This is a genomic window from Micromonospora sp. HM134 (assembly GCF_007833915.1).
Classification (GTDB): domain Bacteria; phylum Actinomycetota; class Actinomycetes; order Mycobacteriales; family Micromonosporaceae; genus Micromonospora; species Micromonospora wenchangensis.
Genome location: NZ_CP041061.1, coordinates 4,326,703 through 4,353,634 on the forward strand (window position 1 = coordinate 4,326,703; position 26,932 = coordinate 4,353,634).

The window sequence follows — 26,932 nt, forward strand, 5'->3', positions numbered from 1 at the left end:
ATGGTGCAGTTCGCGGTCAACCCGACGCGCTTCGACCCGTACAAGAACTTCAAGTTCCGGGTGAAGTGGGACGGCCGCTACGTGGCCGGGGTCAGCAAGGTCAGCGCGTTGAAGCGGACCACCGAGGTGGTCAAGCACCGCGACGGCGGCAACCCGTCGACCAGTCACAAGTCGCCGGGGCGGACCGAGTTCGAGGCGGTCACCCTGGAACGGGGGCTGACCCACGACGCCGAGTTCGCCCAGTGGGCGGGCCGGATCTGGGCGCTGCACGCCGGTGCCGGGGCGGAGGTGTCGCTGGCCGACTTCCGGCGGGACATCACCATCGAGCTGCTCAACGAGGCCGGCCAGGTCGCCCAGTCGTACCGGCTGTTCCGCTGCTGGGTGTCGGAGTACCAGGCGCTGCCGGAGCTGGACGCCAACGCCAACGCGGTGGCGATCGAACACCTCAAGCTGGAGAACGAGGGCTGGGAGCGCGACGAGGCGGTCGCCGAACCGGCCGAACCCCGGCTCGGGTCGTGACCGCCGCGGGCCCGCCGTCGACCGAGGTGGCGCTGGTCCACGCCTGGGACGACGCGCTCGGTCAGCCCGCGCCGCGCCGGGGGTTGCTGCTGCTCGGCCGGCCCGACGCCGACCGGCTGCCGGTGGGCGAGGTGACGGCGCTGCTGCTGGCCACCGCCGGTGGCTGGACCGGCGGCCGGGTGGCGACCACGGTGGACTGTCCGGCCTGCGCGCAACGGCTGGAGGTGACCCTCACCGTCGCCGACCTGCTGACCGCCGCGCCGCAGCGGACCGACCGGACCGCCGGCCCGTTCACCCTGCGGTGGCGGGGGCACCTGCTCACCCTGCGGCTGCCCACCCCCGCCGACCTGGCCGGGGCGGCGCGGGCCGGTGACGCGGCGGCGGCCGAGCGGTGGCTGCTCGACGCCTGCCTGCTCGACGCCGACCCGCCACTGGCCGACCCGTCCGCCGCGCTGCCGGCGGTGTCCGCCGCGATGGCCGAGCGCGACCCGCTCGGCGTCGTCGCGGTCGCCCTGACCTGTCCGGGCTGCGGCGGCGACACCGAGGCGCTGTTGGACGTGCCGGCGTGGGCGTGGCACGCCGCCGACGTCCGGGTGCGCCGGCTGCTCGACGAGGTGCACCGGCTGGCCCGCGCGTACGGCTGGTCCGAGGCGGAGGTGCTGGCCCTGGGTCCGCACCGCCGGGCGGCGTACCTGGAGCGGGTCCCGTGAGCGGCTACCTGGCCGCGCTGGCCGCCCTGGCCATCGGGACCGCGCCCCGGCTGCGTCCCCGCGCCCTCGGCCGGTTCGAGCCGCAGGAGCCGGAACCGGACGGCTTCCTGACCGAGCAGGAGCAGGAGCGGTGGCCGGCCACCCCGCCGCCGCCCGCCCGACCGACCGGCGCGCCGCCGTCGCCGGAGTCGCCGCCACCGCTGCCGTCGTCGCCGGGTTCACCGGTGGTCGCTCCGGCGGCACCGGCCGTGCCGGTGGCGACGCCGCCCGCGCCGCCGGCCGGGGCACCGGTCCCCGGGCCGCCCCGCCCACTGCCTCCGCCCGGCACCCGCGCCCCGGACGTGCCCGGGCCGGACCGGCCGGTGATGGTTCCGGCGCGGGCGGACGCGACCCGACCGGGCGCGCCCGTACCCGCGCCGGCGACCCGGGACGCACCGCCCCGACCGCCGGTCACCCCGACCGCGTCGGCCGCGCCGACCGGGGCACCGGCGCGTCGCCGGGACGACCCGGACGATCCGCCGGCCCGGACGGCCACCCCGACGCCCGCCGTGCCGGCCCCGGTCGCCCCACCGGTTCCCGCCGTGCCGGTGGCACGCGTCGCGCCGACCGTCGAGCCCGCCCACCGCGCACCGGTCACCCGGGCCGACGCGCGGGTGCCCGAGCCGGTCGCCGTGCACGTGCACATCGGTCGGATCGAGGTCCGGCTCACCCCGCAGCGGAATCCGGCGGCAGCCCCGCCGGTCACCGCACCGACGGCCGCCCCGGCACCCGCCGTCGCCCCGGGCCCGGCGCCGGAACTGGAGTCGTACCTGCGCGGATCGGGGGTGACGCGGTGAGCACCGGGTACGCCCTCGCCGCCGTGACCGCCGTGCTGCGCGGGCAGTTGATGGCGTACCTGCGGGCCACCGGCGCCTCGTCGGCGGTCGGCGGGGTGTCCGTCTCCGCCGGCCCACCCGACCGGGTGACCGTCGGCAACCAGGAGGGCAACCAGGTCAACCTGTTCCTGAGCCGGGTGACCCGCAACCCCACCTGGGCCAACCTGGGGCCACCGCCGCGCAGCACCGGCGGGGACGACGTCGCCGCGCCGCCGCTCGGGGTCGACCTGCACTACGTGGCCAGCGTCTACGGTCACGACCCGCTGACCGGGGAGATCCTGCTCGGTCACCTGCTGGCGATGCTGCACGAGACGCCGGTGCTGACCCGGGCGGCGATCCGCCGGTCACTCGCCCCCGACCCGCCGGACCCGACGCTGCCCGCCCCGGTGGCCGAATCCCGCCTCGCCGAGCAGGTCGAGCAGTTACGGGTGAGCGTCACCAACAGCCCCGGTGGGGAGGAGAGCTTCCGGCTCTGGTCGGCATTCAGCGCGCCGTACCGCAGCAGCGTCTTCTTCGACGTTTCGGTGGTGCTGATCGACCCGCTGCGCGGCGCGCGGGAGCCGCTGCCGGTCCGTGCGGTCACCGCCGGCACCGTCGACGTCGCCGGTCCCGAGGTCGACCAGGTCCGCGCCGACGGGCCGACCGGCACCCCGGTCACGGCCGGCGCGACGCTGGTGGTGACCGGCCGCAACCTCGCCGGGCCGGACGTGCGGGTGCGGATCGGGGCGGCCTCGGCCAGCCCCGCCACCGTCACGGCGGGCGAGCTGCGGCTGCCGCTGACCGCGTTCGACCGGCCCGTCGCGGCCGGTATCCGGGGGCTGGTCGTCACCCACGCGGTGGCGCTGGGCGACCCGCCCACGCCCCGGCCGGCGGTCAGCTCCGACGCGGTGCCGGTCACCTACCGGCCGACGATCACCGTGGCCCCCGCCGACGTGGTCGTCGAGTCCAGCCGCACGGTCGACGGGGTGCTGCTGCGCACCGGCACGGTCACCGTCGACGTCGTCCCCGAGGTCGAGACCGGCCAGCAGGTCACCCTCGGGCTGACCGGGGTGGGTGGCACGGTGCTCGCCGCGCCCGCCGACAACGGGGTGCCGCCCGGCGGGCAGCGCACCGGGCGGATCGGTTTCGCCTTCCGCGACCTGCCCGCCGGCAGCTACCTGGCCCGGTTGCGGGTCGACGGGGTGGACAGTCCGCTGCACGCCGACCCGACCGGCCGGTACGACGGCCCCGCCGTGGTGCTGTGATGCCCGCCCCGCGCCCGGCCGCCCGCTGGCCCGCCCCGCCCCCGGCGGACGCGGGCGGCGACGGGCTGGCCGCCGAGCTGGACCGCATCCGCCTGCGGCTCAAGGGGGAACCGGCGGCCGACGCCCCGACCGACGACTCCCCGCTGGACCGGATCGGCACCGGGTTCGGGCTGACCGGCTTCGAACGCGACGTGCTGGTCGCCACGGTCGCCGGTGAGCTGGGCCTGCTGGACCGGCCACCGACGTTCGCCTGGTGCCTGGACGCCCTGCCCGGCGGGCACTGGGACGCCCTCGCCGCCGACCGGCCGTTGCGCGCGGCCCGGCTGGTGGAGCTGGGCGAGGGTCCCCTGCCGCACGCCCCGCTGCGGGTCGACGAACGGGTCCTGCACGAGCTGCACGGCGTCGGCCGGCTCGACGAGCGGCTCCGGCCGTACCTGGTGGCGCTGCCCGCCCCGCCGGCCACCCTGCCGGCCAGCCGCCGTCGGGCCGTACGGCAGCTCTGCGCCACCTGGCAGGCCGGGCGACGGCCGCTGCGGGTGTGCGGACCCGACCCCGCCGACCGGGTCGACGTGCTGGCGGCGGCCTGCGCGGCGGTGGGCCGGACCGGGCACCGGGTGGCCGCCGCCGACCTGCCCCGCGCGGTGACCGACCGGGACGCCTTCGCCCGGCTGTGGAACCGGGAGGTGGTGCTCGCCGACCCGGTGCTGGTCGTCGAGCTGACCGGCGACGAGCCGCCGGAGACGCGGGCCGCCGTGGCGCACCTGCTGGCCCGGCTCGTCGGTGACGTGGTGGTCAGCGTCCCCCGCGCCGTCGCCCTCGACGGGGTGGCCCCCGGGCCGACGGTGGACCGGCCGACCCGGGCCGAGCAGCGGGCGCTGTGGGGGGAACTGCTGCCGGGTCGGGCCGCGGCGGCCGCCGCCGGGCTGGCCCGGGAGTTCGACCTGGGGCACCGGGAGATCCTCGACTCCGCAGCCCCCGCCGCCGGGCCCGACGGCGACCCGGTGGCGCGGGCCCGGGAGCTGGTCCGCGAGCGGGTCCGCCGCGACCTGGACGGGTTGGCCGAGCGGATCGACGTGCGGGCCGGCTGGGACGACCTGGTGCTGCCCGCCCCGGCCCTGGCCCAGCTGCGTCAGTTGACCGCCGCCGCGGCCGGCCGGGCGCTCCTGGTCGAGCAGGGTTTCGCCGGCCGGACCGGTCGGGGCCTCGGGGTGAGCGCGTTGTTCGCCGGGCCCAGCGGCACCGGCAAGACCCTCGCCGCCGAGGTCGTCGCCGGGGTGCTCGGGTTGGACCTGCACCGGGTGGACCTGGCGACCGTGGTGAGCAAGTGGATCGGGGAGACCGAGAAGCAGCTGCGGCGGATCTTCGACGCCGCCGAACGGGGTGGCACGGTGCTGCTGTTCGACGAGGCCGACGCCCTGTTCGGCCGCCGCTCCGAGGTCCGCGACAGCCACGACCGGTACGCCAACATCGAGGTGTCGTACCTGCTGCAACGGATGGAGCGGTACCGGGGCGTGGCGGTGCTGACCACGAACATGCGTACCGCCATCGACCCGGCGTTCCTGCGTCGGCTGCGGGTGGTGGTGCCGTTCGGGCATCCGGGTCCCGCCGAGCGGGCCGGGCTGTGGCGGCGGGCCTTCCCGCCCGGGGCCGCCACCGCCGACCTGGACCTGCCCCGGCTGGCCGAACTGGACCTCACCGGCGGGGACGTCCACACCGTCGCGCTGCGCGCCGCGCTGGTCGCCGCCGGGGAGGGCGTCCCGGTCGGGATGCGGCACGTGCTCGACGCGGTCGCCGCCGAGTACGCCAAGCACGACCGGCCGGCCGACCCGGGGCTGTGGTCGTGAACCCCGACGTCACGACCGTCGAGGTCGACATCCGCCGGCTGGTCGTCACCGGGGTCGACGGGCCGGTCGACGCCACGCTGGCGGCCGAGGTGGGTGCCCGGCTGACCCGGCTGCTGGCCGAGCGGGGGCTGCCGTCGACGGTGGCCCCGGTGACCGACCCGCCGGCCGCCGCCGACCTGCCGACCGCGCTGGCCGAGGCGATCTGGGTCCGGCTGCGTCTGCCCGGGTGGCGGCGGTGACCGCCCCCGGCCCGGCCGCGCAGCGGGCCCCGCTCCCGGCGGCGGACCCCGTCGCGGCGCGCGACGACGCCCTCGCCACGCTGACCCGGGACCTGGTCGACAGGTACGCCCCGGCGCTGGGGCTGCGCCCCGACGCGGTGCGGGTGCGCCTCGGCGGGGACGGTCGCCGGGCCGCCAACCACGGCGCGCGGGGGCTGCTCGCCGACGGCACGGTGCACCTGGCCCCGGGTTTCGACCCGTCCCGGGCCGCCGGGCGGGCCCTACTCGTGCACGAGCTGGGGCACCTGGCGCAGGCGGGCGGCACGTCGGCGGCCCCGGGGCGGCGGGTGGCCGACCCGGAGGCCGAGGCGCGGGCGCTGGCCGACGCGGCGGCGGCCGGGCGGGCCCTGTGGCGGCCGGTGGCGTGGTTGCCGGCCGGCGCGGTCGCCGCCGACACCGGTGCCGTGGCCACCCCGCCGCGCCCGGCCAGCCCGCCGGCCCCCGACCGGGTGCCCGCCGAGGAGGCCGGGAGCGGGCCGTTGGAGGCGGAGCTGGGGGCGCTGGTGGACCGCCGGTACCGGGCGGAACGGGCCCGGATGATCGACCTGCTCGACGGGCTGTGGGTCTCCGGCGACGACGTGCGCGGCTGCCTGCGCATCCTGGACACCCTGCCGTTCGTGGTCGCCCGCAGCCTGGTGCACAGCCTGCCGGCACCCCGGCGCACCGACCTGTCCCGCAACCTCGACGACGACCACCACCGCGCCTACCCGCGGGCCGCGCTGGCCGCCCTCGGTGGGCAGTCCCCCTACCTGCTGCGGGTGCTGGAAGCCGACAACGTGCACGGGTTGGACACCGACGGGCTCGACCCGGTGCAGCGGCGCACCGCCCTGGACGTGCTGCGGGCCTTGCGGACCGGCGTGCTGCGGGAACTGCTGGCCGGTGACCGCAAGGCGCAGTTCCGGGCGTTGCTGGCCGAGCGGCCCCCGGTGGGCGACGACGCCGACGCCCTCCGCGAGCAGGTCACCGCGCTGGACGGGGAGACGACCGACGACGCCCGGCTCGACCGGGACACCGACCTGGCCACCCGGCTGCGCCAGGTGCGACGGTCGGTCGACGACCGCCGGGCCGACGAGGCGCTGCGCCAGCTCGCCGACCTGGCCCCCGCCGCACCCACCGCCGGCACCCCGGCCACCGCCGCGTCGGCCGCCGCCGGGCCGCCCGAGCCGGGTCCCCGGCTGCGGTACGCGGTCCGCCAGCTCGACGACGGCGGCCACCTCGACACGCTGCTCGACCAGCTGCCGTGGGAGGAGAGGCGGGTCGACGCGCCGCTCGGCCCCCGGCTGCTGGTCGTCCTCGCCGCCCGCCCGGAGCACCGGAACCTGGCCCGGGTGGAGGGGCTGCTGTCGTACGGGCTGTTCGACTGGGCGATCCGCGACCACGAGGCCCGCTTCGCGTACCTGCTGCTGCGCAGCCTGCCGCTGGCCGCCCAGGACCGGTGGCGGCAGCTCGACCAGGGCAGCTGGTTCGACCGGCTGGAGGAGAACATCCCCGCCGCCGACGTGCTCGGCGGCGGCTACACCGGCGTCGGCACCCTCGCCGAACCGCTGCAGCGGCGGCGGCGCAGCGCCGGGCAGGTCGACGCCGACCGGCTCGTCGCCGACATCCACCGGATCGTGCAGGGCGGCCTGGACGGGGTGAACGCCGTCGAGCTGGTCCGCCGGCTGATCGGCTACGACCGGCCCACCGCCGCGACCACCGGCCCGGACGCCCGGGGGCGGGAGGCGCTGCGGACCGCCGTGCACCGGCTGGACGCGCTACGCGACCTGGACCGCATCCTCGCCGCGCTGCCCGACGCGTACCTGACCCACGAGATGTGGCGGGCGGAGCTGCTCGACCTGCTCGCCCTGCGCGACCCGGCGCACCTGCAACGGCAGGCCCGCGGCCTGCTCGCGACCGGGCTGACCGACTGGGCGGTGAACCCCCGGGAGGCGTGGCTGGCGTTCCAGCTGGTGCGCAGCCTGCCGGTGGCCGACCAGGCCCGGCTGGCCGCCGAGGACCCGGACCGGTGGGCCCGGATGCAGTCCGGGATGACCCCGCAGATGCGCGCCTCACTCGCCGTCACCGCGATCTCCGGTCCGCGCCGCGTGGAGGCCCGCGACCAACTGCGTGACCGGCTGCGCGACGACCGGCTCTGGCGGGCCGGGCGGGTCACCGAGCTGCGGTCGCTGATCATCCAGGCGTACGCGCTGGACGACCGCCGCTGGGTGTTCCTGCGTTCCCGGGAGGTCCGCGCGGACCTGCTGCCCGCCCTGTCGACGCTGGTGGCGGAGCTGCGGCTCTACCACGCCACCCGGCGGCCCACGTTCGATCCGGAGTCGTTGCGCACCGACGGCACGCCGACGGTGGTGGGTGACCTGGCCCGGCTGGTCGCGGTGGGGCTGAAGCTGCTGTTCCTCAGCCGCACCGGGCTGAGCCTGTTCACCGACGAGGTCACCGTCGACGAGTTCGACCTGCACGACGCCCAGTGGATCAGCGGCGACCTGGGTGGCGCCCGGTTGCGCGACACCGACCGGGAACGCGCCAACCGGTTGTCGCTGTCGCTGGACGCCCGGCAGGGGGTGCTGCGGATCAGGCTGCCCCGGCTGGAACTCGACGGGGTGAACCGCACCTTCACCGGCAGTTCGCTGCGCACCGGCCGGCTCACCCTGACCGACCTGGACATCGTCGCCTCGTTCTCCGACCGGGGTTACGAGCGGCCGGTCGGCGCGCAGGCCGGGATGGGCGCGTTGAGCGTCTCCGACGTGGTGTACGCCAGCGACGGGCTGCCCGGCGGGCTGCTCGGGTTGACCCGGTTCGGCCTGTCCACGCTGGCCTTCCGGGCGGGGGCGACCGGTCAGGAGAACCTGACCGAGCCGGGCCGGCACGGCTGGGTCGGCATTCCGATCATCGATCCGCTGATCCACCTGCTGCACAACGTCATCGCGTTCTACGGCGGGCTGCCGTTCCTGTCCAAGATCAGCGACGCGTTGCTGGCCCCGTACACGGCGGGCGCGCCGTTCCTGGCCCAGCAGTTCACCTCGCTGACCGCCGGGGAGATCTTCACCCCGCTGGCCAACGCGACGATCGGGCTGCTCACCGACGGGGTGTTCCGGCCGCCACGGACGGTCGGCGAGCGGGTCACCGACGCGGTGGAGATGATGCACTCGCTGCGGGTCAGCTTCTCCAGCGCCACCGCCGAGGGGCTCTCCTTCGCCGGCCTGCAACAGATCGGCCGGATCGAGGTCGGCCGCACCCTGATCGGGGTGGCCACCAGCCTGCCGGCCCGGCTGCGCGCCGAGCAGGAGTCGCTGCGGCTGCGCCGCGACGCCGCCACCGGGGCCGGGCGCGCCACCCTGGACGAGCGGCTGCGCGCCGTCGACAGCCAGCTCACCGCGCTGGAGCCGGCGGAGCGGGAACTGGACCGGTTGGAGGCCCGGCACCGCTGGCACGCCGAGTCGCTGTCCGAGGCCGAACGCCGCCGACTGGTCGAACTCTCCGACCAACTGCGGCAGTCCGTCGGCGGGGCGATCGACGTCGGTGGCATCCGGGTCACCGGGCTGACCGGCCGGGTCGAGGCCGCCGGGGTGGAGATCGACCCGATCCACGCCGAGGCGTCCCTGCCGTCGCGCGCCGGGGAGTACCTGCCCGACGACGAGCTGATCGCCCGGTTCCGCCGCGACCGCGTCCCGGCCGACGCCGCGACGACGGCCCGGGGCAGCACCGGGTCGGCCACCCTCACCGGGGTACGGCTGCTGCCCGGCCCGGCCGGCGCACCGGCGCTGCGGCTGACCGCCGGTGACCTGCCCACCCGCGCCGACGTCACCGCCCAGCTCGCCGCGCTGCCCGACGAGCCGCGCTGGGCGCAGCGGCGGGCGGAGCTGACCGGCTGGCTGACCGACCTGGACCGGCTGCGGGAGCTGGAGTCGCTGGCCGCCGAGCCGGTCGACCCGGCCGGCCGCTATCTGCCGGGGCACCGCACCCGGGCCCAGGAGCAGGAGCTTCAGCTGCTGCGGGAGCGGGCCCGCCGGTACTTCGGGGTCACCGTCGGCGGGCTGACCGTCGGTGGGCTCGACGTCACCCTGGACCCGGCCACCCTCGGGGTGCAGGTGCGGCTGGCCGAACTGACCGCCACCGACGTCCGGGCCGGGGCCACCGCCGTGGAGCGGCTCGCGGCGTCCCGGCTGCGGGTACGGGCCGACCTCGACGCCGTCGGCGGTGGCCGGCTCCCCGCCGAACTGGCCGGCCCGGCCGCCGCCCAGGGGTTGCCGGTCGGCCGGACCGCCGTCGGTTTCGGGGTGGGTGAGCTGGCGGTGACCGGACTCTCCGGGCCGGGCGTGGAGGCCCGACGGATCGCCTTCACCGCGCCGGCCCGCGCCGACGGCTCACCCGGCGAGGCGATCCACGGCCGGGTGCTGCCCGACGGCGACGACCTGCGCCTGCCCGACCTGGTGGTGGAGCAGACCGAACTGACCGGGCTGGCACTGAACTCCCCCGGCCGCAGCGTCTACTCCCGGGGCAGCACCCGGATCGGTCGGATGAGCCTCGACGTGCGGGTCCGCACCGGCGCGACGGCCACCGGCCGGCAGGTCCGTGGCGCGCTGGTGCGCAACCTGGTCATCGAGCGGATCGACGCCGACCGGATCGGGATGGACGTCACCGATCCGGCGCCGGGCATGAGCGTCGAGGTGGTCTCCGGCGCGCTGATCGGGGTACGGCTGCGTGACCTCGACGTGGACCTCACCGGCGCGGAGCTGACCTACTCGGGACGGCTCACCGTCGGCCAGCTCGACCGGCTGCGGTTCGCCGTGGTCTCCCGTGCGGTGCAGGGCGGCCCGACCACGATCACCGGCACCGTGGCCGGCCGGCCGACCGCCCCGAACGCCGCCTCGGTCACCGTGGACCTGATCCGGTCCGGGCCGCACCAGGTCGACCCGGTGACCGGCCGGATCGTCAGCGACCCCACCGACAGCCAACGCATCCAGCTCGACGGGCTGACCCTCACCGACACCACCCTGCGGACCCCGGACGGCGCGGTCACCGTACGCCGGGCGGGGCTGGGTGGCCGGTTGGTCACCGAGCGGGCCGGCGGGCTGCGGTTCGAGGACGTCGGCCCGGCCCGCATCGAGCTGGGCGCGATCGACTGGCGGGCCGGGGACGGGCGGATCGTCTCCCGGGGGGCGACCGTGCTGGACGGGCTGACCGTCAGCGGTCGCTGGGACAGCACGCCGGAGCAGCGCGACGCGGCCGGTCGGGTCGTCCCGGCCACCGCCGCGCTGCACGTGGAGCGGCTGCACGTCGCCCGGATCACCGGGCGGGACCTGCGCTACCGCGACGGGGTGCTCGACGTCGGCCTCGGCCGGCCCGAACCGACCCCGGCCGGTGAGCCGGACCGGCCGCCGCTGGAGATCCTCGACGTGGACCTGCGCGGCCTGCGCTGGTCGGCGGCGGCGGGGCTGACCGCCGGACGGCTCACCACCGGGGCGACCCGGGTGGAGATCACCGGCCGGATCGACGCCGCGCTGCACGTCGACGGCGCGTTGTGGGCCGCCCAGATCACCCTCGCCTTCGGTCGGGGCGGCCGGGTCCAGGCCCGGGTGGTCGGCGGCGAGGGTCACCTCGGCGTCGGGCCCCGGCCGGGCGAACACGACCAGCACGTCGGCATCCAGGGGCTGGACACCGGTGTGGTCAGCATCGGCCCGGACCGGATCGAGATCGGCCCGGACGGGCAGCCGGGGCTGAGCCTGGCCACCATCTCGGTGGACGCGCTGAACTGGCAGGGCGCGGCGCTCGGCCTGCGCATCCCGCCGGGCGCGGGGGCGATCAGCCTGCTCGGCATCAGCGCGCGGGCCCGGGTCGACCTGTGGCCGGCCGGCACCCCCGGCGGCCGGTTCCGCCGGCTGCTGCTGCGCGAGCTGGTGGTGCAGCAGACCCGGGCCAGCGGCCTGCTGGTGGACCTGCACGACGGCACCACCATCCGGCTCAGCCCGGACGTCGAGGCGGTGCTCGGTGAGCTGCGGCTGGTGCCCGCCGCCGGGCAGGACGGCTTCCTGGTGGAGGCGACCCGCACGGCGGAGGGGATGCGGATCCTCGGCGGCCTGCGGATCGGGGCGATCGAGGCGGCCCGGGTCGGCTTCGACATCGGCGCCTTCCTGTCCGGCGGCACCGCCGACTTCGCCGCCGGTGGGCTCAGCGTCGACTTCCTCGACCACGGTGGGCTGCGGCTCAACCTGGCGCAGCCCACGCTGACCGCGATCAGCGCCCAGGTCACCGCCGACCCGCGCCGGCAACTGCTGTTCCTCGGCGCGCCGGCCGGCCGCCCCGAGTACGGGCTGCGGTTCACCTCGATCGGCTACGAGCAGGACCCGGCCGGGCCGGACGGCACGGCGGCCCCCGGCCGGCGGATCGCCGTACGCGGTGGCGAGGTGACCGGGCTGACCTTCGCCGACAGCGGCCTCGGGTTGTACATCTTCGTCGAGCAGGGGCTGCTCGGCGACCTCACCCACGACCTGACCAGCGGCTCGGGTGAGCTGCCGTCGCTGGACATCCGCAACGCCCGGTTCGTGCTGGACCTGGCCACCATGCTGGGCGGCGGCTCCCCGGTCCCGGCCCCGCCGCCGGCCCGTACCACCAGCGCGCAGCGCCGGGCCGCCCTGGCCGGCAAGTGGGACGCCCTGGTGCGGGCGCTGGACGCCTACCGCATCGGTGAGGTGCTGGACAGCCTCAACGGGCACATCGACTTCGACGTCACCCACGACGGGTTCCTGTGGGGCGAGCGGAGCTGGGAGGTGCGGCTGGCGTTGCGCGACGGGGCGGTCGACTACCGCCGGCTCACCGGCGCGCTGCCGTGGTGGACCCCGGGCCGGTTCCTGGTCGAGGGCGACGACCTCGTCTACCGGGTGCACCTGCCCAGCTTCGGGCCGGAGGGCGCTCCCCCGCCGGACAGCGACGTCGACGTCCTGCGGTGGCAGCTCGACACCGGCGAGGTCAGCCAGGCCCGCACCGCGCACCTGGTGCGGCTCAACCGGCTGCTGCGACCGACCGCCGCCTCCCGCGACGACCTGCTGCACACCATCGCCGACGTGCAGAGCGACGAACCGTCCACCGGCCCGCCCGGCCGGTTGGCGATCGGCAACGTCGACGTGGACCTGTCGGTCAACAACCCCCGGGAGATCACCCTGCCGCTGGGCGGCAGCAACGAGATCGTGCTGGCCCCCGACGCGCTGGTGCACCTCGCCGTCGGCGGCGGGGTACGCCGGGCCGCCGGTGGCGTCGGCCGGCCGGGCCGGCTGCGGCCGGTGTCGTTGCAGAGCGCCACGGTGGCCCGGGTGAACCTGCTCTTCGACGGGCTCGGCCTGTCCACCGGGCAGATCCGGATCACCGACCTGACCGACTGCACCGTCGACTTCAGCGGGTTGGACCCGCTGCTGATGCAGGGCCGGATCACCCGGGCCGTGGCGGAGCGGATCCGCTGGCGGCGTCCCACCTCTGGAGGCACCCCGTGACCAGTCCCCTCAGCCCCCGACTGCTGCGCGCCGGTCTGGTCGTGCTCGACCCGGACAGCGGGCGCAGCCGCCGGGTGATCACCCTCCAGTACAACCCGGACGCGCTGACCCGTGGCTTCCAGCTCAAGACGGCCGGGGCCGAGGGTGGGGCCCGGGGCGAGGCGCTGCGGATCACCGGCCCGCCGGTGCAGACGCTCACCCTGGAGGCCGACCTCGACGCCGCCGACCAGCTCACCGACCCGCAGACGGTGGAGCTGGGGCTGACCGCGCAGCTGGCCGCGCTGGAGTCGTTGGCCTACCCCAGCCTGGCTGCCGTGCAGGACGCGGCGGCGCTGCTGGCCGCCGGCACCCTGGAGGTGGTGCCGCCACCGGCGCCGCTGGTGCTGCTGGCGTTCGGACGACGCCGGCTCTGGCCGGTACGGATCACCGAGTTGACCATCACCGAGGAGGCGTTCGACCCGATGCTGAACCCGATCCGCGCCAAGATCCGGCTGGGTCTGCGGGTGCTGACCGTCAACGACGTGGGCACCGACGGCCGGGCCGGCGGCCTGGCCATGGCCGCCCACCAGCAGCTCGAACAGCTCGCCGGCCGGGCGCGCGGCGGGCGGCTGGCCGACCTCGGCATCGACCGGCTGCCATGAGCGACCCGACCGACACCGATCCGGCCCTGGTGGCCGCGCAGAGCCGGGTCGCGGAGACCCTCTTCGCCGCCACCGGCGCGGGTGGCGGCGGCCAGCCGACGCCGAGGGCCCTCTCGCCGGACAGCCGGTACGCCACCGTGGGCACCACGGTCACCGTCGACCCGGAGACCGGCCAGGAGATCGTGCACCTGCGTCGCCGGTTCGTGCCGCCCGCCGAGCGGCTCGCCACCGCCGGCTGGGAACCGGTCGCCGACGGTGACCGGGTCGACCTGCTGGCCGCCCGTACGGTCGGCGACCCCACCGCGTTCTGGCAGCTCTGCGACGCCAACGGGGTGTTCGACCCGGCGGAGCTGACCCGTCCCGGCCAGGTGGTCCGGGTGGCCCTGCCCGAGGGGTTCCCGGGGAGCCTCGATGCCTAGCGGGGTGCGGTTGCAGGTGCTGATCGGGCCGCTGACCTTCCGACCGGCCCCGATGGAGCTGGTGGCGGCGGTGCAGGAGGCGCAGGTCACCCAGAACGCCGGGCAGCGCTCGGGGTTCCAGCTGCGTCTCGCGCTGGGCCGGGGGTCGCTGGTGGAGCGGATGCTCGCCGACGGCAGCCTCGACCCGCCGACCCGGGTGCTGCTGGTGCTGCACGTCGACGGCCGCCCGCAGGTGCTCTCCGACGGGGTGGTGACCCGGCACGACGTGGCCCGCAGCAACGACGCGGGCGCGTCGACGCTCACCCTCACCGGGGTGGACGTCAGCCAGATGATGGACCTGATCGACCTGTCGGACCTGCCGATGCCGATGCCGGCGGAGGCCCGGGTGCTGACCCTGCTCGCCCCGTTCGCCGCGTACGGGGTGGTGCCGATGGTGGTGCCCAGCGTGCTGGTGTTCGCGCCGAACCCGGTGCAGCGGATTCCCGCCGTGCGCGGCACCACCTTCGCGTACGTGTCGCAGCTCGCCGACGAGGTGGGCTACACGTTCTATGTGGAACCGGGGCCCACCCCGGGGATGAACACCGCCTACTGGGGGCCGGAGGTGCGCGCCGGTCAGCCGCAGCCGGCGTTGACGGTCAACGCCGACGCGGGCGCGAACGTGGAGTCGTTGTCGTTCTCCTTCGACGGGGTGCAGAAGACCGTCTACCTGCTCACCGCGTTCCCCGAGCAGGTACGGGTGCCGATTCCGCTGCCGGTGCCGGACGTCAGCCCGCTCAACCCGCCGCTGGGCCGCAAGATCCCGATTCCGCTGTCGTACCGGCGGATGAACGTCGGGCGGTCCAACCCCGACGGCACCGACGACGCCACCGCCCGGATGGACGTCGTGCAGACCCTCGCCCGGGGCCTGGCCCGGGCCGCCCAGTCGGCGAACGTGATCACCGGGTCCGGTTCGCTGGACGTGCTGCGCTACGGCCGGCTGCTGCGCTGCCGCCGGCTGGTCGGGGTGCGCGGGGCGGGCCGCGCCTACGACGGCGAGTACGTGGTGCGCAGCGTGACCACCACGGTCAAGGCGGGCGAGGTCAAGCAGCGCTTCACCCTCGGCCGCAACGCCCAGGTCTCCATCTCCGGAAGGGCACAGCCATGACGACGAGGTATTACGGCAAGTATCGCGGCACGGTGGTCAACCACCTCGATCCGTTGCAGCAGGGCCGCATCCAGGTGACCGTCCCGGACGTCACGCTTCCCCCGTCGAGCTGGGCGATGCCCTGCTTCCCGCTGGCCGGCATCCAGGCGGGCATGTTCGCCGTGCCGTTGCCGGGCACCGGGGTGTGGGTGGAGTTCGAGCAGGGCGACGCCGACCATCCGATCTGGACGGGCTGCTGGTACGGCTCGAAGGCGGAGATCCCGGCGCTGGTGTCGTCGGCCCCGCCGCCCACCCCGCCGATCGTGTTGCAGACCCCCGGCCAGGCCACCCTGATGATCTCCGATGCTCCCGGCCCGACCGGCGGCATCCTGCTCAAGACGCTGACCGGGGCGATGATCTCGATCAACGACACCGGGATCATCATCTCCAACGGCAAGGGTGCCTCGGTGACCCTGGTCGGGCCGACCGTCGCGGTCAACCAGACCGCGTTGACGGTGACCTGATGCCCGGCCCGTTGCTGCACGTCGGCGCCGTGCTGACCTGCCCGCACACCGGTCCGGTCACCCCGCAGACCGGCAACGCGCGGGTGCTGGTCAACGGCCTGCCGGTGGTCACCGCCACCGACGCGTACCCGGTCACCGGGTGCACCTTCCAGGTGCCGGTGGGCGCGGGCACGAAACCGCAGCCCTGCGTCCAGCTCCAGTGGACCACCCCGGCGGCCCGGGTGCTGGTCAACGGGCAGCCGCCGGTGCTCGGCACCAGTGTCGGGCTCGGGGTCAGCGCGGAGGGCATCCCGCAGGGGCCGCCGACGGTGGCCGGCGTGCAGGTCCGGGCGGTGGCGTCATGACGTACCCGGCGTTTCCGTGGCGGCCGGACAACCGGGGCCGCTCCGGCCTGGCCGGCCCGGACCGGCACGTCGCCGACCTGGTGGAGGCGGTGCTGTTCACCGTGCCCGGGGAGCGGGTGAACCGGCCCGACTTCGGCGCCGGTCTCGGCCAGCTGCTGTTCGCCCCGGTCGACGACGCGGTGGTGGGCACCGCCGAGTTGCAGGCCCGCAGCGCGTTGCAGCGCTGGCTCGGCGAACTGATCGAGGTGGACGACGTCCGGGTCGACCTGGCCGAGGCGGCGGTGCGGGTGCACGTCGAGTACCGGCTACGGGCCACCGGCCGACCGGCGCAGGTGTCGGTGGAGAGGGGTGCGGGATGAGCGTGCGCTGCGACGACGACGAGCGGCGGGCCGAGGTGGCCCGGCCGGGCAGCGCGTTCAACGGCATCGACTGGGTCGAGGTGGACGCCGCCGACCAGCGGCTGCTGCACGTCGGTTTCCTGCACCCGCTGCCCGGCCAGACCGGCGGGGTGCCCGCCGGTGCGCCGCTGACGGTGGGGAACGTGGTGGTCGACGGCGGGGTCCGGATCACCGGCGTGCGGGTGCTCAGCGTCGCCGCCGCCGGGGCGGAGCTGACCGTCCGGGTGGACCGGGCCGGTGACTTCTCCCCGTACACCCTGCGGTTGGTGCGCTCGGCGGTGGACGACCGGGTGCCGCCCGGCTTCGACCCGGTGCTGTCGGCGCAGGGTTTCTCGTTCAAGGCCAACTGCCCCAGCGACCTGGACCCGGCGCCGGCCGCCCCGCCGGTGCCGCCACCGCCGGCGACCACCGCGCCGGCCGACTACCTGGCCAGGGACTACGCCGGGTTCCGGCGGCTGATGCTCGACCGGCTCGCCGCCCTGCCCGGCGGCGTCGACCGGCACCCGGCCGACCCGCTGGTCACGGTGGTGGAGGCGTTGGCCCACGTGGCCGACCGGCTGTCCTACCGGCAGGACGCCGCCGGCACCGAGGCCTACCTGGGCACCGCCCGCAGCCGGATCTCGGTACGCCGGCACGCCCGGCTACTGGACTACGCGGTGCACGACGGCTGCGCGGCCCGCGCCTGGCTCAGCGTGCGGGTGGCCGCCGGATCGGACGTGGAGAGCCGGGGCCTGCCCGCCGGGACGCCGGTGCTGGCCGCCGACCGGGCCACCCCGGCGGTACGGCCCGCCGACGCGGCGGCGCTGCTGGCCGGCGGTGCGACCGGTTTCGAGACGTTGACCCCGCTCGCCCCCCGGGCCGCCCGCAACGAGATCGCCCTGTACGTGTGGGGCGGCCGGGACTGCGGCCTGCCCGCCGGGGCGACCCGGGCCACTCTGGTCGACCTGCCCGCCACCGGTCTGGCCGCCGGTGACCTGCTGCTGCTGGAGGAGGTGCTCTCCCCGCACACGGGTCGACGAGCCGACGCCGACCCCACCCACCGGCAGGTGGTCCGCCTGGTGTCGGTACGCCCCACCACCGACCCGGTGACCGGGGTGGCCGTGCTGGACGTCGGGTGGAGCGCCGCCGACCGGCTGGCGTTCCCGCTGACCGTCACCGCCTCCGTCGCCGGCACGGGCACCGACCACCTGGTGACCTGTGCGGTGGCCCGCGCCAACCTGGTGGCCGTGCAGCACGCCAGCGCGGTGTCCGGGCAGCTCCCGCCGGCCGCCGAGCACCGGTGGCGGCCGGTGCTGACCGACGAACCGGTCGCCGCGGCGGTGCCGTTCACCACCGACACCCCGGCCAGCCAGGCCCTCGACCAGGACCCGCGCGCCGCGGTGCCGCTGATCCGGTTGGAAACCGCCGAGGGCAGTTGGCGGCCCCGCCGGGACCTGCTCAGCGCCGACCGCTTCGACCAGGGTTTCGTCCCGGAACGGGAACGCGACGGCCGGGTGAGCCTGCGCTTCGGCGACGACGTGTCGGGACGGCGGCCGCCGGCCGGCACGGTCTTCCAGGTCGCCTGGTGGCGCGGCGGCGGCGCGGCCGGCAACCTCGGCCACGACGCGCTGACCACCCTGGTCACCGACCGGGTCGGGCTGCTCGCCGCGACCAATCCGCTGCCCGCCGTCGGCGGCACCGACCCGGAGGACGTCGAGCACGCCCGGCAGCACGCCCCGGTCGCCTTCGCCACCCAGGAACGGGCGGTCACCACCGCCGACTGGGTGGCGGCGGCACGGCGGCTGCCCGAGGTGGCCAACGCCACCGCCCGGGTCCGCTGGACCGGCTCCTGGTGGACGGTGTTCCTCACCCTCGACCTGACCGGCGGGCAGCGGCTCACCGACGAACCGGAGCTGGCCCGCCGGCTGGCCGGGCGGCTCGACCGGTTCCGGGTCGCCGGCTACGACCTGCAACTGCGCGACCCGGTGGACCTGCCGGTGGAGCTGCGGCTGTGGGTGTGCGTCACCCCGGGGGCGTTCCGCTCCGACGTGCGCCGGGCCCTGCTGGACCTCTTCTCCGCCCGGGACCTGCCGGGTAAGGCGCGCGGGTTCTTCCACCCCGACCGGTTCAGCTTCGGCACCCCGCTGTACGTCAGTCAACTGCTGGCCGCCGCGGTCACCGTCCCCGGGGTCACCGACGTGCGGGTGACCGAGCTGCACCCGGTGGGGGTGGCCGCCGGCGGGGAACTGGACGCCCGGGTGCTGCGGGCCGGCGACACCGAGGTGATCCGCCTCGACAACGATCCCAGCGTGCCGGAGCACGGCATCCTGCACCTCGACCTGGTGGGTGGACTGTGACGTCACGAGTGGGCCGGGAACCCAATCCGCCCGGCCGGGCCGCCATCGGGTACCGGTTGGGCCGGCAGGCGGACTTCGCCGCCGAGCTGGTCGACCGGCTCTCCGGCCGGCCGGAGCTGGCCGGGCTGACCACCCGGGAGGTCGACGACCCGGCGGTGGCGCTGCTGCACGCCTGGGCGGGCACGCTGGACGTGCTCGCCTTCTACCAGGAGCGGATCGCCAACGAGGGTTTCCTCGGCACCGCCACCGAGCGCGGTTCGGTGCTGATGCTGGCCCGCGCGATCGGCTACGAGCTGCGCCCCGGGGTGGCCGCGACGACGTGGCTGTCGTTCACCGTCACCGCCACCCCCGGCGCCCCGGAGGGGGTGCCGATCCCGGTGGGCAGCCAGGCGCAGAGCGTGCCCGGCCCCGGCGAGCTGCCGCAGGTCTTCGAGACGGTGGCCCCGCTGCTGGCCCGCCCGGAGCTGAACGCGGTGGGGCTGCGGGTCACCGCGCCCCGCACGCCCCGGCCCGGTGACGACACCCTGCACCTGGCCGGCACCGACACGGTGCTCACCCCGGGCACCGCGCTGCTGGTGCTCGGCCCCGACTGGTACGACGTGCGCCGGGTGCGCTCGGCCACGGCGGTGCTGCCGGCGGTGGTGGCCGCGTCCGACGGCGGCGCGCTGGTGCCGGCGTACACGGTGGTCGGGTTGGACGCGGCGGTGACCGCCCAGCCGCTCGGCACGGAGCTGCGCCAGTCGGGACGGGAGGTGCAGGTGCACCTGCTGACGCAGCGGGCGGCGCTCTTCGGCCACCAGGCGCAGCCGTGGTCGGCGTTGCCGGTGGCGTTGCGGGTCGGCGAGGTGAACCCGGGCACCAACCAGGTGCTGCCGGGTGCGTACGCCACCCGCAAGGACAGCTGGGTCGACGCCCCGCTGGGCAAGGACGAGCGGGCGCTGCACCTGGACCAGTCGTACCCGTCGATCCTGGCCGGGTCGTGGCTGGTGTTGGAGACCGCCGGGGTGCCGCAGGTGCGTCGGGTCGACGCGGTGGCGGAGCTGCCGGTCGCCGACTTCGGCATCGCCGCCCGTACCACCCGGGTCACCGTGGCCGGCGGCGACTCGAAGACCTTCACCCGGCGGACCACCACCGTGCTCGGCGGCAGCCGGCTGCTCCCGACGACCGCCCCGCCGCTGACCGCCCCGCTGGCCGCGACCGCGACCCTGGAGCTGGCCCGGCCGACGCCCGGACTGGAACCGGGCCGGCCGCTGGTGCTCACCGGCGTCGACCCGGACGGCGGGCCGGTCGGCGAGGTGGTGACGGTGCTGCGGGTGCGGGACGCGACCACGGTGGACCTGACCGCGGCCGTGACCCGACGCTACCGGCGGGACAGCGTCCGGGTGCTGGGCAACGTGACACCGGCGACCCACGGGGAGAGCCGGGCCGAGGTGCTGGGCAGCGGCGACGCGCGGCAGGCGTTCCCCCGGTTCACGCTGCGGCACGCGCCGTTGACCCACGTGCCGGCGGCGACCGCGAGCGGCTCCCGTACCACCCTCGCGGTCTGGGTCGACGGGGTGCGCTGGCAGGAGGTGCCGGCCCTGCTCGGGCAGGCCCCCACCGCCCGGGTCTACACCGTGCGCCGGGCCGACGACGGCGTCGTGACGGTCACCTTCGGCGACGGCCTGACCGGGGCGCGGCTGCCCACCGGGCGGGACAACGTGGTGGCCACCTACCGCAGCGGCGTCGGACGGTCGGCCGACCTCGCGCCGGGCCGGTTGACGATCCCGCTGTCCCGGCCGCTGGGCCTGATGGAGGTGGGCAACCCGGTGCCGGCCGCCGGGGCCGACGACCCGGAGGGGGTGGACCGGGCCCGCCGCAACGCGCCGCTGGCGGTCCGCACCCTGGGCCGGGTCGTCTCGCTGGACGACCACGCCGACTTCACCCGCGCCTTCGCCGGGATCGGCAAGGCCCGCGCGGACCTGGTCTGGGACGACGCCCGGCAGCTCGTCCTGCTCACCGTCGCCGGCCCGGACGGGGCGGAGATCCCGCCGGACGCGCCGGTCCGCGCCGACCTGCTGCGGGCGCTGGACGCCGCCCGCCAGGCGTCGGTGCCGGTGCGCATCCTCGGTCACCACCGGCGTCGGGTGGCGGTGACCGCGCGGCTGCTGCTCACCCCCGGGTACCGGTTCGCGGCGGTCTCGGCCGCCGCCCGCGCGGCGCTGGTCACCGGGTTCAACTTCGATGCCCGCGACTACGCGCAACCGGTACGCGCCAGCGAGGTGCAGGCGCTGCTGCACCGGGTGCCCGGCGTCGCGGCGGTCGTGCTGGAGCTGCTGTACGACGCCGGGCAGGCACCGGCCCGGCTCGACGTGATCACCGCAGCGCCGGCCCGTCGGGTCGGTGACGTGCTGCTACCCGCCGATCTGCTCACCGTGGACGCCGGTGACGTCACCCTGCTGGAGGCATCGTGAGGGTCGAGGAGATCTGGGGCCTGCTACCGGCCGCCCTGCGCAGCCGGGACGAGGCCGCCGGCGGGATGCTGCGCGTCCTGGTGGAGGTGCTGGCCGGCCAGGCCGCCGCGCTCGACGCCGACATCGACCAGCTCACCGACGACTGGTTCGTGGAGACCTGCGCCGAGTGGGTGGTGCCCTATCTCGGTGAGCTGGTGGGGGCGGGTCAGCTGCATCCGCTGGCCGACGGCGGCGGGCTGTCCGACCGGGCCCGGGTCGCCGACACGATCCGGTTCCGCCGGCGCAAGGGCACCGCCGCCGCCCTGGAGGAGCTGACCCGGGCCAACACCGGCTGGAGCGCCGCCGTCGTCGAGTTCTTCGAACGGCTGGTCGCCACCCAGCACGTCAACCACGTCCGGGACGCGCCGGCCACCGCGTCGATCCGGGACGCCGCACCGTTGGAGCTGGTCGGCGGGCCGTTCGAGACGGTCTGCCGGACGGTGGACGTGCGGGCGATGGACACCGGGACCGGCCGCCCCAACATCGGCCACATCGGCCTGTACGTGTGGCCGCTGCCGTCGTACCGGCTGGACCGGGCGACGGCCGCGCCGGTCGTGACGCCGTCGGACGGCCGGTGGTGGATCGACCCGGTGGGGGTGGGCCGGCAGTTGACCGGGCCGACGGTGACCGAGCCGGACATCGACCACCGGGCCGACGAGGCGAACGTGCCCGGTCCGCTGCGCCGTCGGCCGCTGCGCGACGAGTTGGCGGCGCTGGCCTCGGACAGCCCGCCGTCGGCGGAGCAGCGGCGCTGGTTCCGCGACGACGACCCGTCGTTCGTGGTGTGGATCCAGCCCACCCCGGCCGACGAGCTGCGCCCGGTGCCGCTGGACCTGCTGCGGATCTGCGACCTGGCCGGCTGGGAGCTGCCGACCGGCAGCGTGGTGCGGGTCGACCCGGTGCGCGGCCGGATCACGGTCGCCGCCGGCCGGCCGGTGCACCGCCTCGCGGTCTCCTGGTGGTACGCGTTCAGCGCCGACGTCGGCGCCGGCCCGTACCCGCGCCGGGGTGACCTGGGGGCGGCGGACGGGCCGGTGGACTGGCAGCTCGCGGTGAGCGTGACCGAGCCGCCGCAGGCCGGGGAGGTGGTCGCCTCGCTGGGTGAGGCGGTGACCGCCTGGCACGACTTCCAGGCCGCGCACCCGGGCAGCACCGGCCGGATCGTGGTGCTGGACAGCCACCGCTACCGGGAGAACCTGTCGGTGCGGGTGGGGCAGGGCAGCCGGTTGAGCGTGCTGGCCGCGCAGTGGCCCCGGCCGCCGGACCGGCCCCGCCGGCAGGGCGACCTCGACCCGGTCGGGGTGCGGCCCTGCCTGCTGGGCGCGTTGGCGGTCACCGGCGTCGGCGTCGGGGACCGCCCGGGTGAGCTGGTCGTCGACGGACTGCTGGTCGCCGGGGCGGTGACCGTCACCGCGCCCGCCGGGGGTGGGCCGGGCCTGGGCCTGGTCGAGCTGCGGCACTGCACCCTCGGGCCGGCGGCGACCGGGCTCAGCGTCACCGCCGGCAACGACCGGACCCGGGTGGTGGTACACCGCTGCGTGACCGGAGCGCTGACCACCACCGACGGCCCGCTGACCGTGACCGACTCGCTGGTGCACGGCACGGTGGCCGCCGGGGACGCGGCGGCGGAGCTGACCGGGGTGACGGTGCTGGGCGCCACCACGGCGCGGGTGCTGACCGCCACGGACTGCCTGTTCGACCAGCCGGTGACGGTGGCCCGCCGGCAGCAGGGGTACGTCCGGTTCAGCTACCTGCGGCCCGGCTCGGTCACCCCGCGCCGCTACCGCTGCCAGCCGGACCTCGCCCAGCAGGCCCACCCCGACGACCCGGACGTGGCCACCCGGGTCGGGCCGGCGTGGGCGAGCACCCGCTACGGCGACGCCACCTACGGCCGGCTGGCCGCCACCGCCGCGCTGGAGCTGCGTACCGGTGCGGAGTCCGGGGCCGAGCTGGGGGCGTTCCGTCGTGCCGTGACCCCGCAACGTCTGCACAACCTCACCCTCGCGCTGGCGGAGTACCTGCCGCTGGGGCGGGTGGCCGCTGCCCTGCCCGTCCTGCCGACCGGAGGAACCACACCATGAAGGGCGACATCAGCCGCGTCACGTTCGACCAGCGGCGGCACGCGACGAGCGTCCGCAAGCAGCAGGGCCGGGTCGACCTGGACGCGGACTGGAACGAACAGCAGGACATCCAGGCGCACCTGCGGGCCACCGCGCTGACCGACGTGGTCGGCGCGGCGGGCGCGCCGCTGGTCGGCGGGGCGTTCGGGTTGACCGGCGGGGCCGACCTGAAGCTGTCGGCCGGCCGCTACTACCTCGACGGGGTGCTCTGCGAGAACGACACCCCGGTCTCCGTGTTCGCCCAGCCGGACCTGCCGGCTGCCGGGCCGTTCGTCCGTAGGCTCGACGGCACCTGGCTGGCCGCCGGTGCCCCGGTGCCGCCGGGGGTCTACGCGGCGTGGCTCCAGGTGTGGTCGCAGCACGTGACGGCGATCGAGGATCCGGCGCTGCGGGAGGTGGCCCTCGGCGGGCCGGACACCACCACCCGGCTGCGGACCGTGTGGCAGGTGCGGCTGTTGCAGGCCGGGCCGCCGAACACCCCGGTCGGCTGCGCGGACACCCCGCCCGGTTGGGCGGAGCTGACCGCCGCCTCGACCGGCACCCTCGCGGTCCGCGCCGATCCGACGGGCAGTTCCGGCGGTGACTGCGTGATCCCGACCGGGTCGCCGTACACCGGGTTGGACAACCAGTTCTACCGGGTGGAGATCCTCACCGGCGGGGCGCCCGGCACGGCCGGTTACGTCTGGTCCCGGGACAACGCCGCCACGGTGGCGACCTGGGAGAGCATCGACGTGGACGTGCTGACCGTGAAGGTGCCCGGCCGGGACGGCAGCGCCGGCTTCACCAACGGCTCCTGGGTGGAGCTGACCGACGACGGCCGGGAGCAGAACGCCCTGCCGGGCACGCTGGTGCAGGTCGACCGGGTGGAGGGGGACCGGATCGTGATCCGGCCGGGCACCGCCACCGGCAGCCTCGACCGGGCCGACTTCCCGTCCCGGCCCCGGGTGCGCCGCTGGGACGGCCGGGGCACCGTGCCGGCCGGCGGCGGCGAACTGGACCTGGAACTCGGCATCAAGATCCGGTTCTCGGCGGCGGGCAGCTTCCGCACCGGCGACTGGTGGTCGTTCCCCGCCCGCTCGGCGGTGCACGACGTGCAGTGGCCCCGGGTCGGCACCACGCCCGTCGCGCAGACCCCGCACGGGCCGCGCCGGGCGCACGGCCGGATCGGCGTCGTCGGCTGGGACGGCAGCCAGTGGAGCGTGCTGCGCGACTGCCGGCCGGTGTTCGCCCCGCTGACCGGGCAGGCCACCCTGAGCCTGCTCGGCGGGGACGGCCAGGAGGCGGTGCCGGTGCCGGGCAACCCGGCGACCCTGGTGCCGCTGGGGCACGACCTGGTCACCGGGGTGGCCATGGGCGGCCAGCCGGTCGCCAAGGCCCGGGTCCGGTTCACCGTCACCGGCGGGGCGGGCCGGGTCACCGCCGGGGCGGTCACCGCCGTCACCGTCACCGTGGAGACCGGCACCGACGGGCGGGCCCGGTGCGCCTGGCAGCTCGACTCCGCCGCCGCCACCCAGGAGGTCACCGCCCAGCTCCTCGACGAGGCCGGCCAGCCGGTCCACCTGCCGGTGACCTTCACCGGCGCGCTGTCGCGCGCCGACCGGGTGTCGTACGACCCGACCGGGCGGCCGTCGCTGGCCGGGGCGACCACCGTGCAGGCCGCCATCAACCAGCTCGCCGCGTCCGCCACCGGTGGCTGGGCGACGATCACCATCCGGCCCGGCATCGACTGGGTGCAGGCGCTCAACACGCTGCCCGCCGGGGACGTGCTGATCTGCTTCGCCCCCGGCCTCTACACCAGCACCGTGCCGGTCACCTTCACCGGCCGGGCCAACATCCGGGTGCTGGGCAGCGGGCCGGCCAGCCGCATCCGGGTGCAGGGCCAGGAGTACGCGCTGATGTTCGTCAACTGCGGCACCGTGTCGGTGGCGCAGCTGGCGGTGGAGACCTCCGGCCCGGCCGACGTGCAGGGGCGGCTCGGGCCGGTCTCGGCGATCAACTGCGCCGAGGTGACGATCGACCAGTGCCAGCTGACCGGGGTGGCCGGCGCGTCGCCGCGGAGCACCTGCCTGACCGTCCGCAACGACCAGGGCACCCCGCCGGGGAAGGTCCGGGTGCTCGACTCGGACTTCCTCGTCGGTCACGGCCAGCAGGGGGTGCTGCTGGTGAACCCGGACCACGCCGTGGTCACCCGGTGCCGGTTCTCCTGCCCGCCCCGGCCGGCCTCGCTGACCCTGGCCGAGCTGGTCAAGGACGAGAAGTTCCGCAGTCAGCTCGCCGCCCAGCTGGTGGGCCGGCTCGCCCTGGACCGGGACGACCGGCTGGAGACGGGCGAGTGGAACACGGCGTTGCGGGTCGGTCGGTGGGGTGTCCGGATGAACTCGATGGTCCCGCTGAGTGAGTGGAAGACCCTGTCCACGTTGCGCCCGCCGACCGCCGAGGAGTTGCGTACCGCGCAGGGCGCCGGAGCGTACGTGCTGCGGCTGGCGGACGCCGCCACCGAGGACCCGGCCCAGCTGCCCTCGTACAAGCGGCAGCTCGCCTCGCTCAAGGGGCGGCTCGGGCAGAACGCCGGGCGGATCTTCGACACCGACGAGGGTCGCAAGACGCTGCGGGACTACCTGGTCGGTGAGGGCATCGACGTGCGGGAGGCCGACGACATCGCCCGGGACCGCCGTGAGGTGGCGCTGCCCGTGCCGGGGGCGAGCCTGCGGTTCGACTCGGCGTTGAGTCAGGGCGCCTGGGAGGCGGCGGTGGCGGCGTCGCCCCCGTCGCGTCCGGTGCAGACCCCGTCGGCGGCGGCCCGGCACCTGCGGGGTGTCGCCGACCGGATCCTGCTGGAGCCCGCCTTCGGCGAGAAGTACGCCGGCGGCTACCGGCAGGAGCTGACCGCGGCGGCGGAGGTGTCGGTGGGGGCCTGCGCGGTGGTGATCGGCGGTGGCACGGCCGTCGGCGACGTCGAGGTCTCCGACTGCCGCATCGACCAGATCGCCGAGGGCGTGCACATCGGTGTGTCGTACCACAAGGGACCGCCGATCCAGGCCCGCACGATCCGGGTCACCGGCAACGACATCCACCTCTACGCGGCGTGGTGGCGCAACGCGAGCACGATCCGGGGCATCAAGATCGGCAGCATCCGCAACGTGTTCGTCTCGGACAACCGGATCTCGGTGGCCGCCGGGACCGGCGTCGGCATCTGGGCCTTCGCCGCGGGCGGCCCGATCATGGCGATCCGCGACAACCTGGTGCAGAACTGCGAGCCGGCGATCCTGTGCAACCCGTCCTGGTCGGGGGCACCGGCCAAGCGGCTGTGGTCGGTCACCGACAACGTCTCGCTCAACGGCGCCATCCAGGTGGGTGGGGGTGCGCGCAGCACCGGCAACGTCAGTTGAGCTGTCACAAGGGCGACTGCGTCGGCCCGGCACGCGGGCCTACGCTCATGGTGACTGCCACTTAGCGCGGTTGCGGATCGCAGATGTGGTCTAGGGGTTCAAATCCCCTGGCAGTCGCCAACAAGCGGCGGGGCGGGCCTTCGGGCCCGCCCCGTTCGTCACCTGTGCCCCGGCGACCGCGCCGCCGGCCGGGGG

At 76.2% G+C, this 26,932-nt stretch carries 17 protein-coding genes; all 17 read left to right on the forward strand.

What is annotated here, in order from left to right:
- Genes FJK98_RS18500 through FJK98_RS18580 form a run of 17 tightly spaced genes read left to right on the forward strand, consistent with a single transcriptional unit; the run spans position 1 to position 26,737 of the window.
- Positions 1–519, forward strand: coding sequence for a phage tail protein (locus tag FJK98_RS18500; RefSeq protein ID WP_145920133.1), 519 nt, complete (start codon positions 1–3; stop codon positions 517–519).
- Complete coding sequence (locus FJK98_RS18505) at positions 516–1,229, forward strand: hypothetical protein (protein ID WP_145920134.1); 714 nt, start codon at positions 516–518, stop codon at positions 1,227–1,229. The genes FJK98_RS18500 and FJK98_RS18505 overlap by 4 nt, the downstream gene beginning before the upstream one ends.
- Entirely contained in the window at positions 1,226–2,065 is an 840-nt protein-coding gene (locus FJK98_RS18510; protein ID WP_145920135.1) for a hypothetical protein, read from the forward strand. The genes FJK98_RS18505 and FJK98_RS18510 overlap by 4 nt, the downstream gene beginning before the upstream one ends.
- Positions 2,062–3,348: a DUF4255 domain-containing protein gene (locus FJK98_RS18515; RefSeq protein ID WP_145920136.1), complete on the forward strand. Its 1,287-nt coding sequence runs from the start codon at positions 2,062–2,064 to the stop codon at positions 3,346–3,348. The genes FJK98_RS18510 and FJK98_RS18515 overlap by 4 nt, the downstream gene beginning before the upstream one ends.
- Positions 3,348–5,192 carry an ATP-binding protein gene (locus FJK98_RS18520; protein WP_145920137.1) on the forward strand — a complete coding sequence of 615 codons (1,845 nt, stop codon included), beginning with the start codon at positions 3,348–3,350 and terminating at the stop codon, positions 5,190–5,192. Before FJK98_RS18515 ends, FJK98_RS18520 begins: the two co-directional genes overlap by 1 nt.
- Entirely contained in the window at positions 5,189–5,431 is a 243-nt protein-coding gene (locus FJK98_RS18525) for a hypothetical protein (RefSeq protein ID WP_145920138.1), read from the forward strand. The genes FJK98_RS18520 and FJK98_RS18525 overlap by 4 nt, the downstream gene beginning before the upstream one ends.
- Positions 5,428–12,951, forward strand: a complete 7,524-nt coding sequence (locus FJK98_RS18530) for a DUF4157 domain-containing protein (RefSeq protein ID WP_145920139.1) — start codon at positions 5,428–5,430, stop codon at positions 12,949–12,951. Before FJK98_RS18525 ends, FJK98_RS18530 begins: the two co-directional genes overlap by 4 nt.
- Complete coding sequence (locus FJK98_RS18535; protein WP_088645885.1) at positions 12,948–13,592, forward strand: hypothetical protein; 645 nt, start codon at positions 12,948–12,950, stop codon at positions 13,590–13,592. Before FJK98_RS18530 ends, FJK98_RS18535 begins: the two co-directional genes overlap by 4 nt.
- Positions 13,589–14,011 (forward strand): hypothetical protein, encoded by a 423-nt coding sequence (locus tag FJK98_RS18540; RefSeq protein WP_205789039.1) that lies wholly within the window; start codon positions 13,589–13,591, stop codon positions 14,009–14,011. Before FJK98_RS18535 ends, FJK98_RS18540 begins: the two co-directional genes overlap by 4 nt.
- Positions 14,004–15,155 carry a hypothetical protein gene (locus FJK98_RS18545; protein ID WP_145920140.1) on the forward strand — a complete coding sequence of 384 codons (1,152 nt, stop codon included), beginning with the start codon at positions 14,004–14,006 and terminating at the stop codon, positions 15,153–15,155. The genes FJK98_RS18540 and FJK98_RS18545 overlap by 8 nt, the downstream gene beginning before the upstream one ends.
- Positions 15,152–15,658 (forward strand): phage baseplate assembly protein V, encoded by a 507-nt coding sequence (locus FJK98_RS18550; RefSeq protein ID WP_145920141.1) that lies wholly within the window; start codon positions 15,152–15,154, stop codon positions 15,656–15,658. Before FJK98_RS18545 ends, FJK98_RS18550 begins: the two co-directional genes overlap by 4 nt.
- A complete protein-coding gene (locus FJK98_RS18555; RefSeq protein ID WP_145920142.1) occupies positions 15,658–16,002 on the forward strand; it encodes a hypothetical protein in 345 nt (114 codons plus the stop codon). The genes FJK98_RS18550 and FJK98_RS18555 overlap by 1 nt, the downstream gene beginning before the upstream one ends.
- On the forward strand, positions 15,999–16,361 hold the full coding sequence (locus FJK98_RS18560) for a GPW/gp25 family protein (RefSeq protein WP_145920143.1): 363 nt from the start codon (positions 15,999–16,001) through the stop codon (positions 16,359–16,361). Before FJK98_RS18555 ends, FJK98_RS18560 begins: the two co-directional genes overlap by 4 nt.
- Positions 16,358–18,736, forward strand: coding sequence for a baseplate J/gp47 family protein (locus FJK98_RS18565; protein ID WP_145920144.1), 2,379 nt, complete (start codon positions 16,358–16,360; stop codon positions 18,734–18,736). Before FJK98_RS18560 ends, FJK98_RS18565 begins: the two co-directional genes overlap by 4 nt.
- A complete protein-coding gene (locus tag FJK98_RS18570; protein WP_145920145.1) occupies positions 18,733–21,189 on the forward strand; it encodes a putative baseplate assembly protein in 2,457 nt (818 codons plus the stop codon). Before FJK98_RS18565 ends, FJK98_RS18570 begins: the two co-directional genes overlap by 4 nt.
- Complete coding sequence (locus FJK98_RS18575; protein WP_145920146.1) at positions 21,186–23,309, forward strand: phage tail protein; 2,124 nt, start codon at positions 21,186–21,188, stop codon at positions 23,307–23,309. The genes FJK98_RS18570 and FJK98_RS18575 overlap by 4 nt, the downstream gene beginning before the upstream one ends.
- Positions 23,306–26,737, forward strand: coding sequence for a DUF6519 domain-containing protein (locus FJK98_RS18580; protein ID WP_145920147.1), 3,432 nt, complete (start codon positions 23,306–23,308; stop codon positions 26,735–26,737). Before FJK98_RS18575 ends, FJK98_RS18580 begins: the two co-directional genes overlap by 4 nt.
- Positions 26,738–26,932 lie beyond the last annotated feature (195 nt).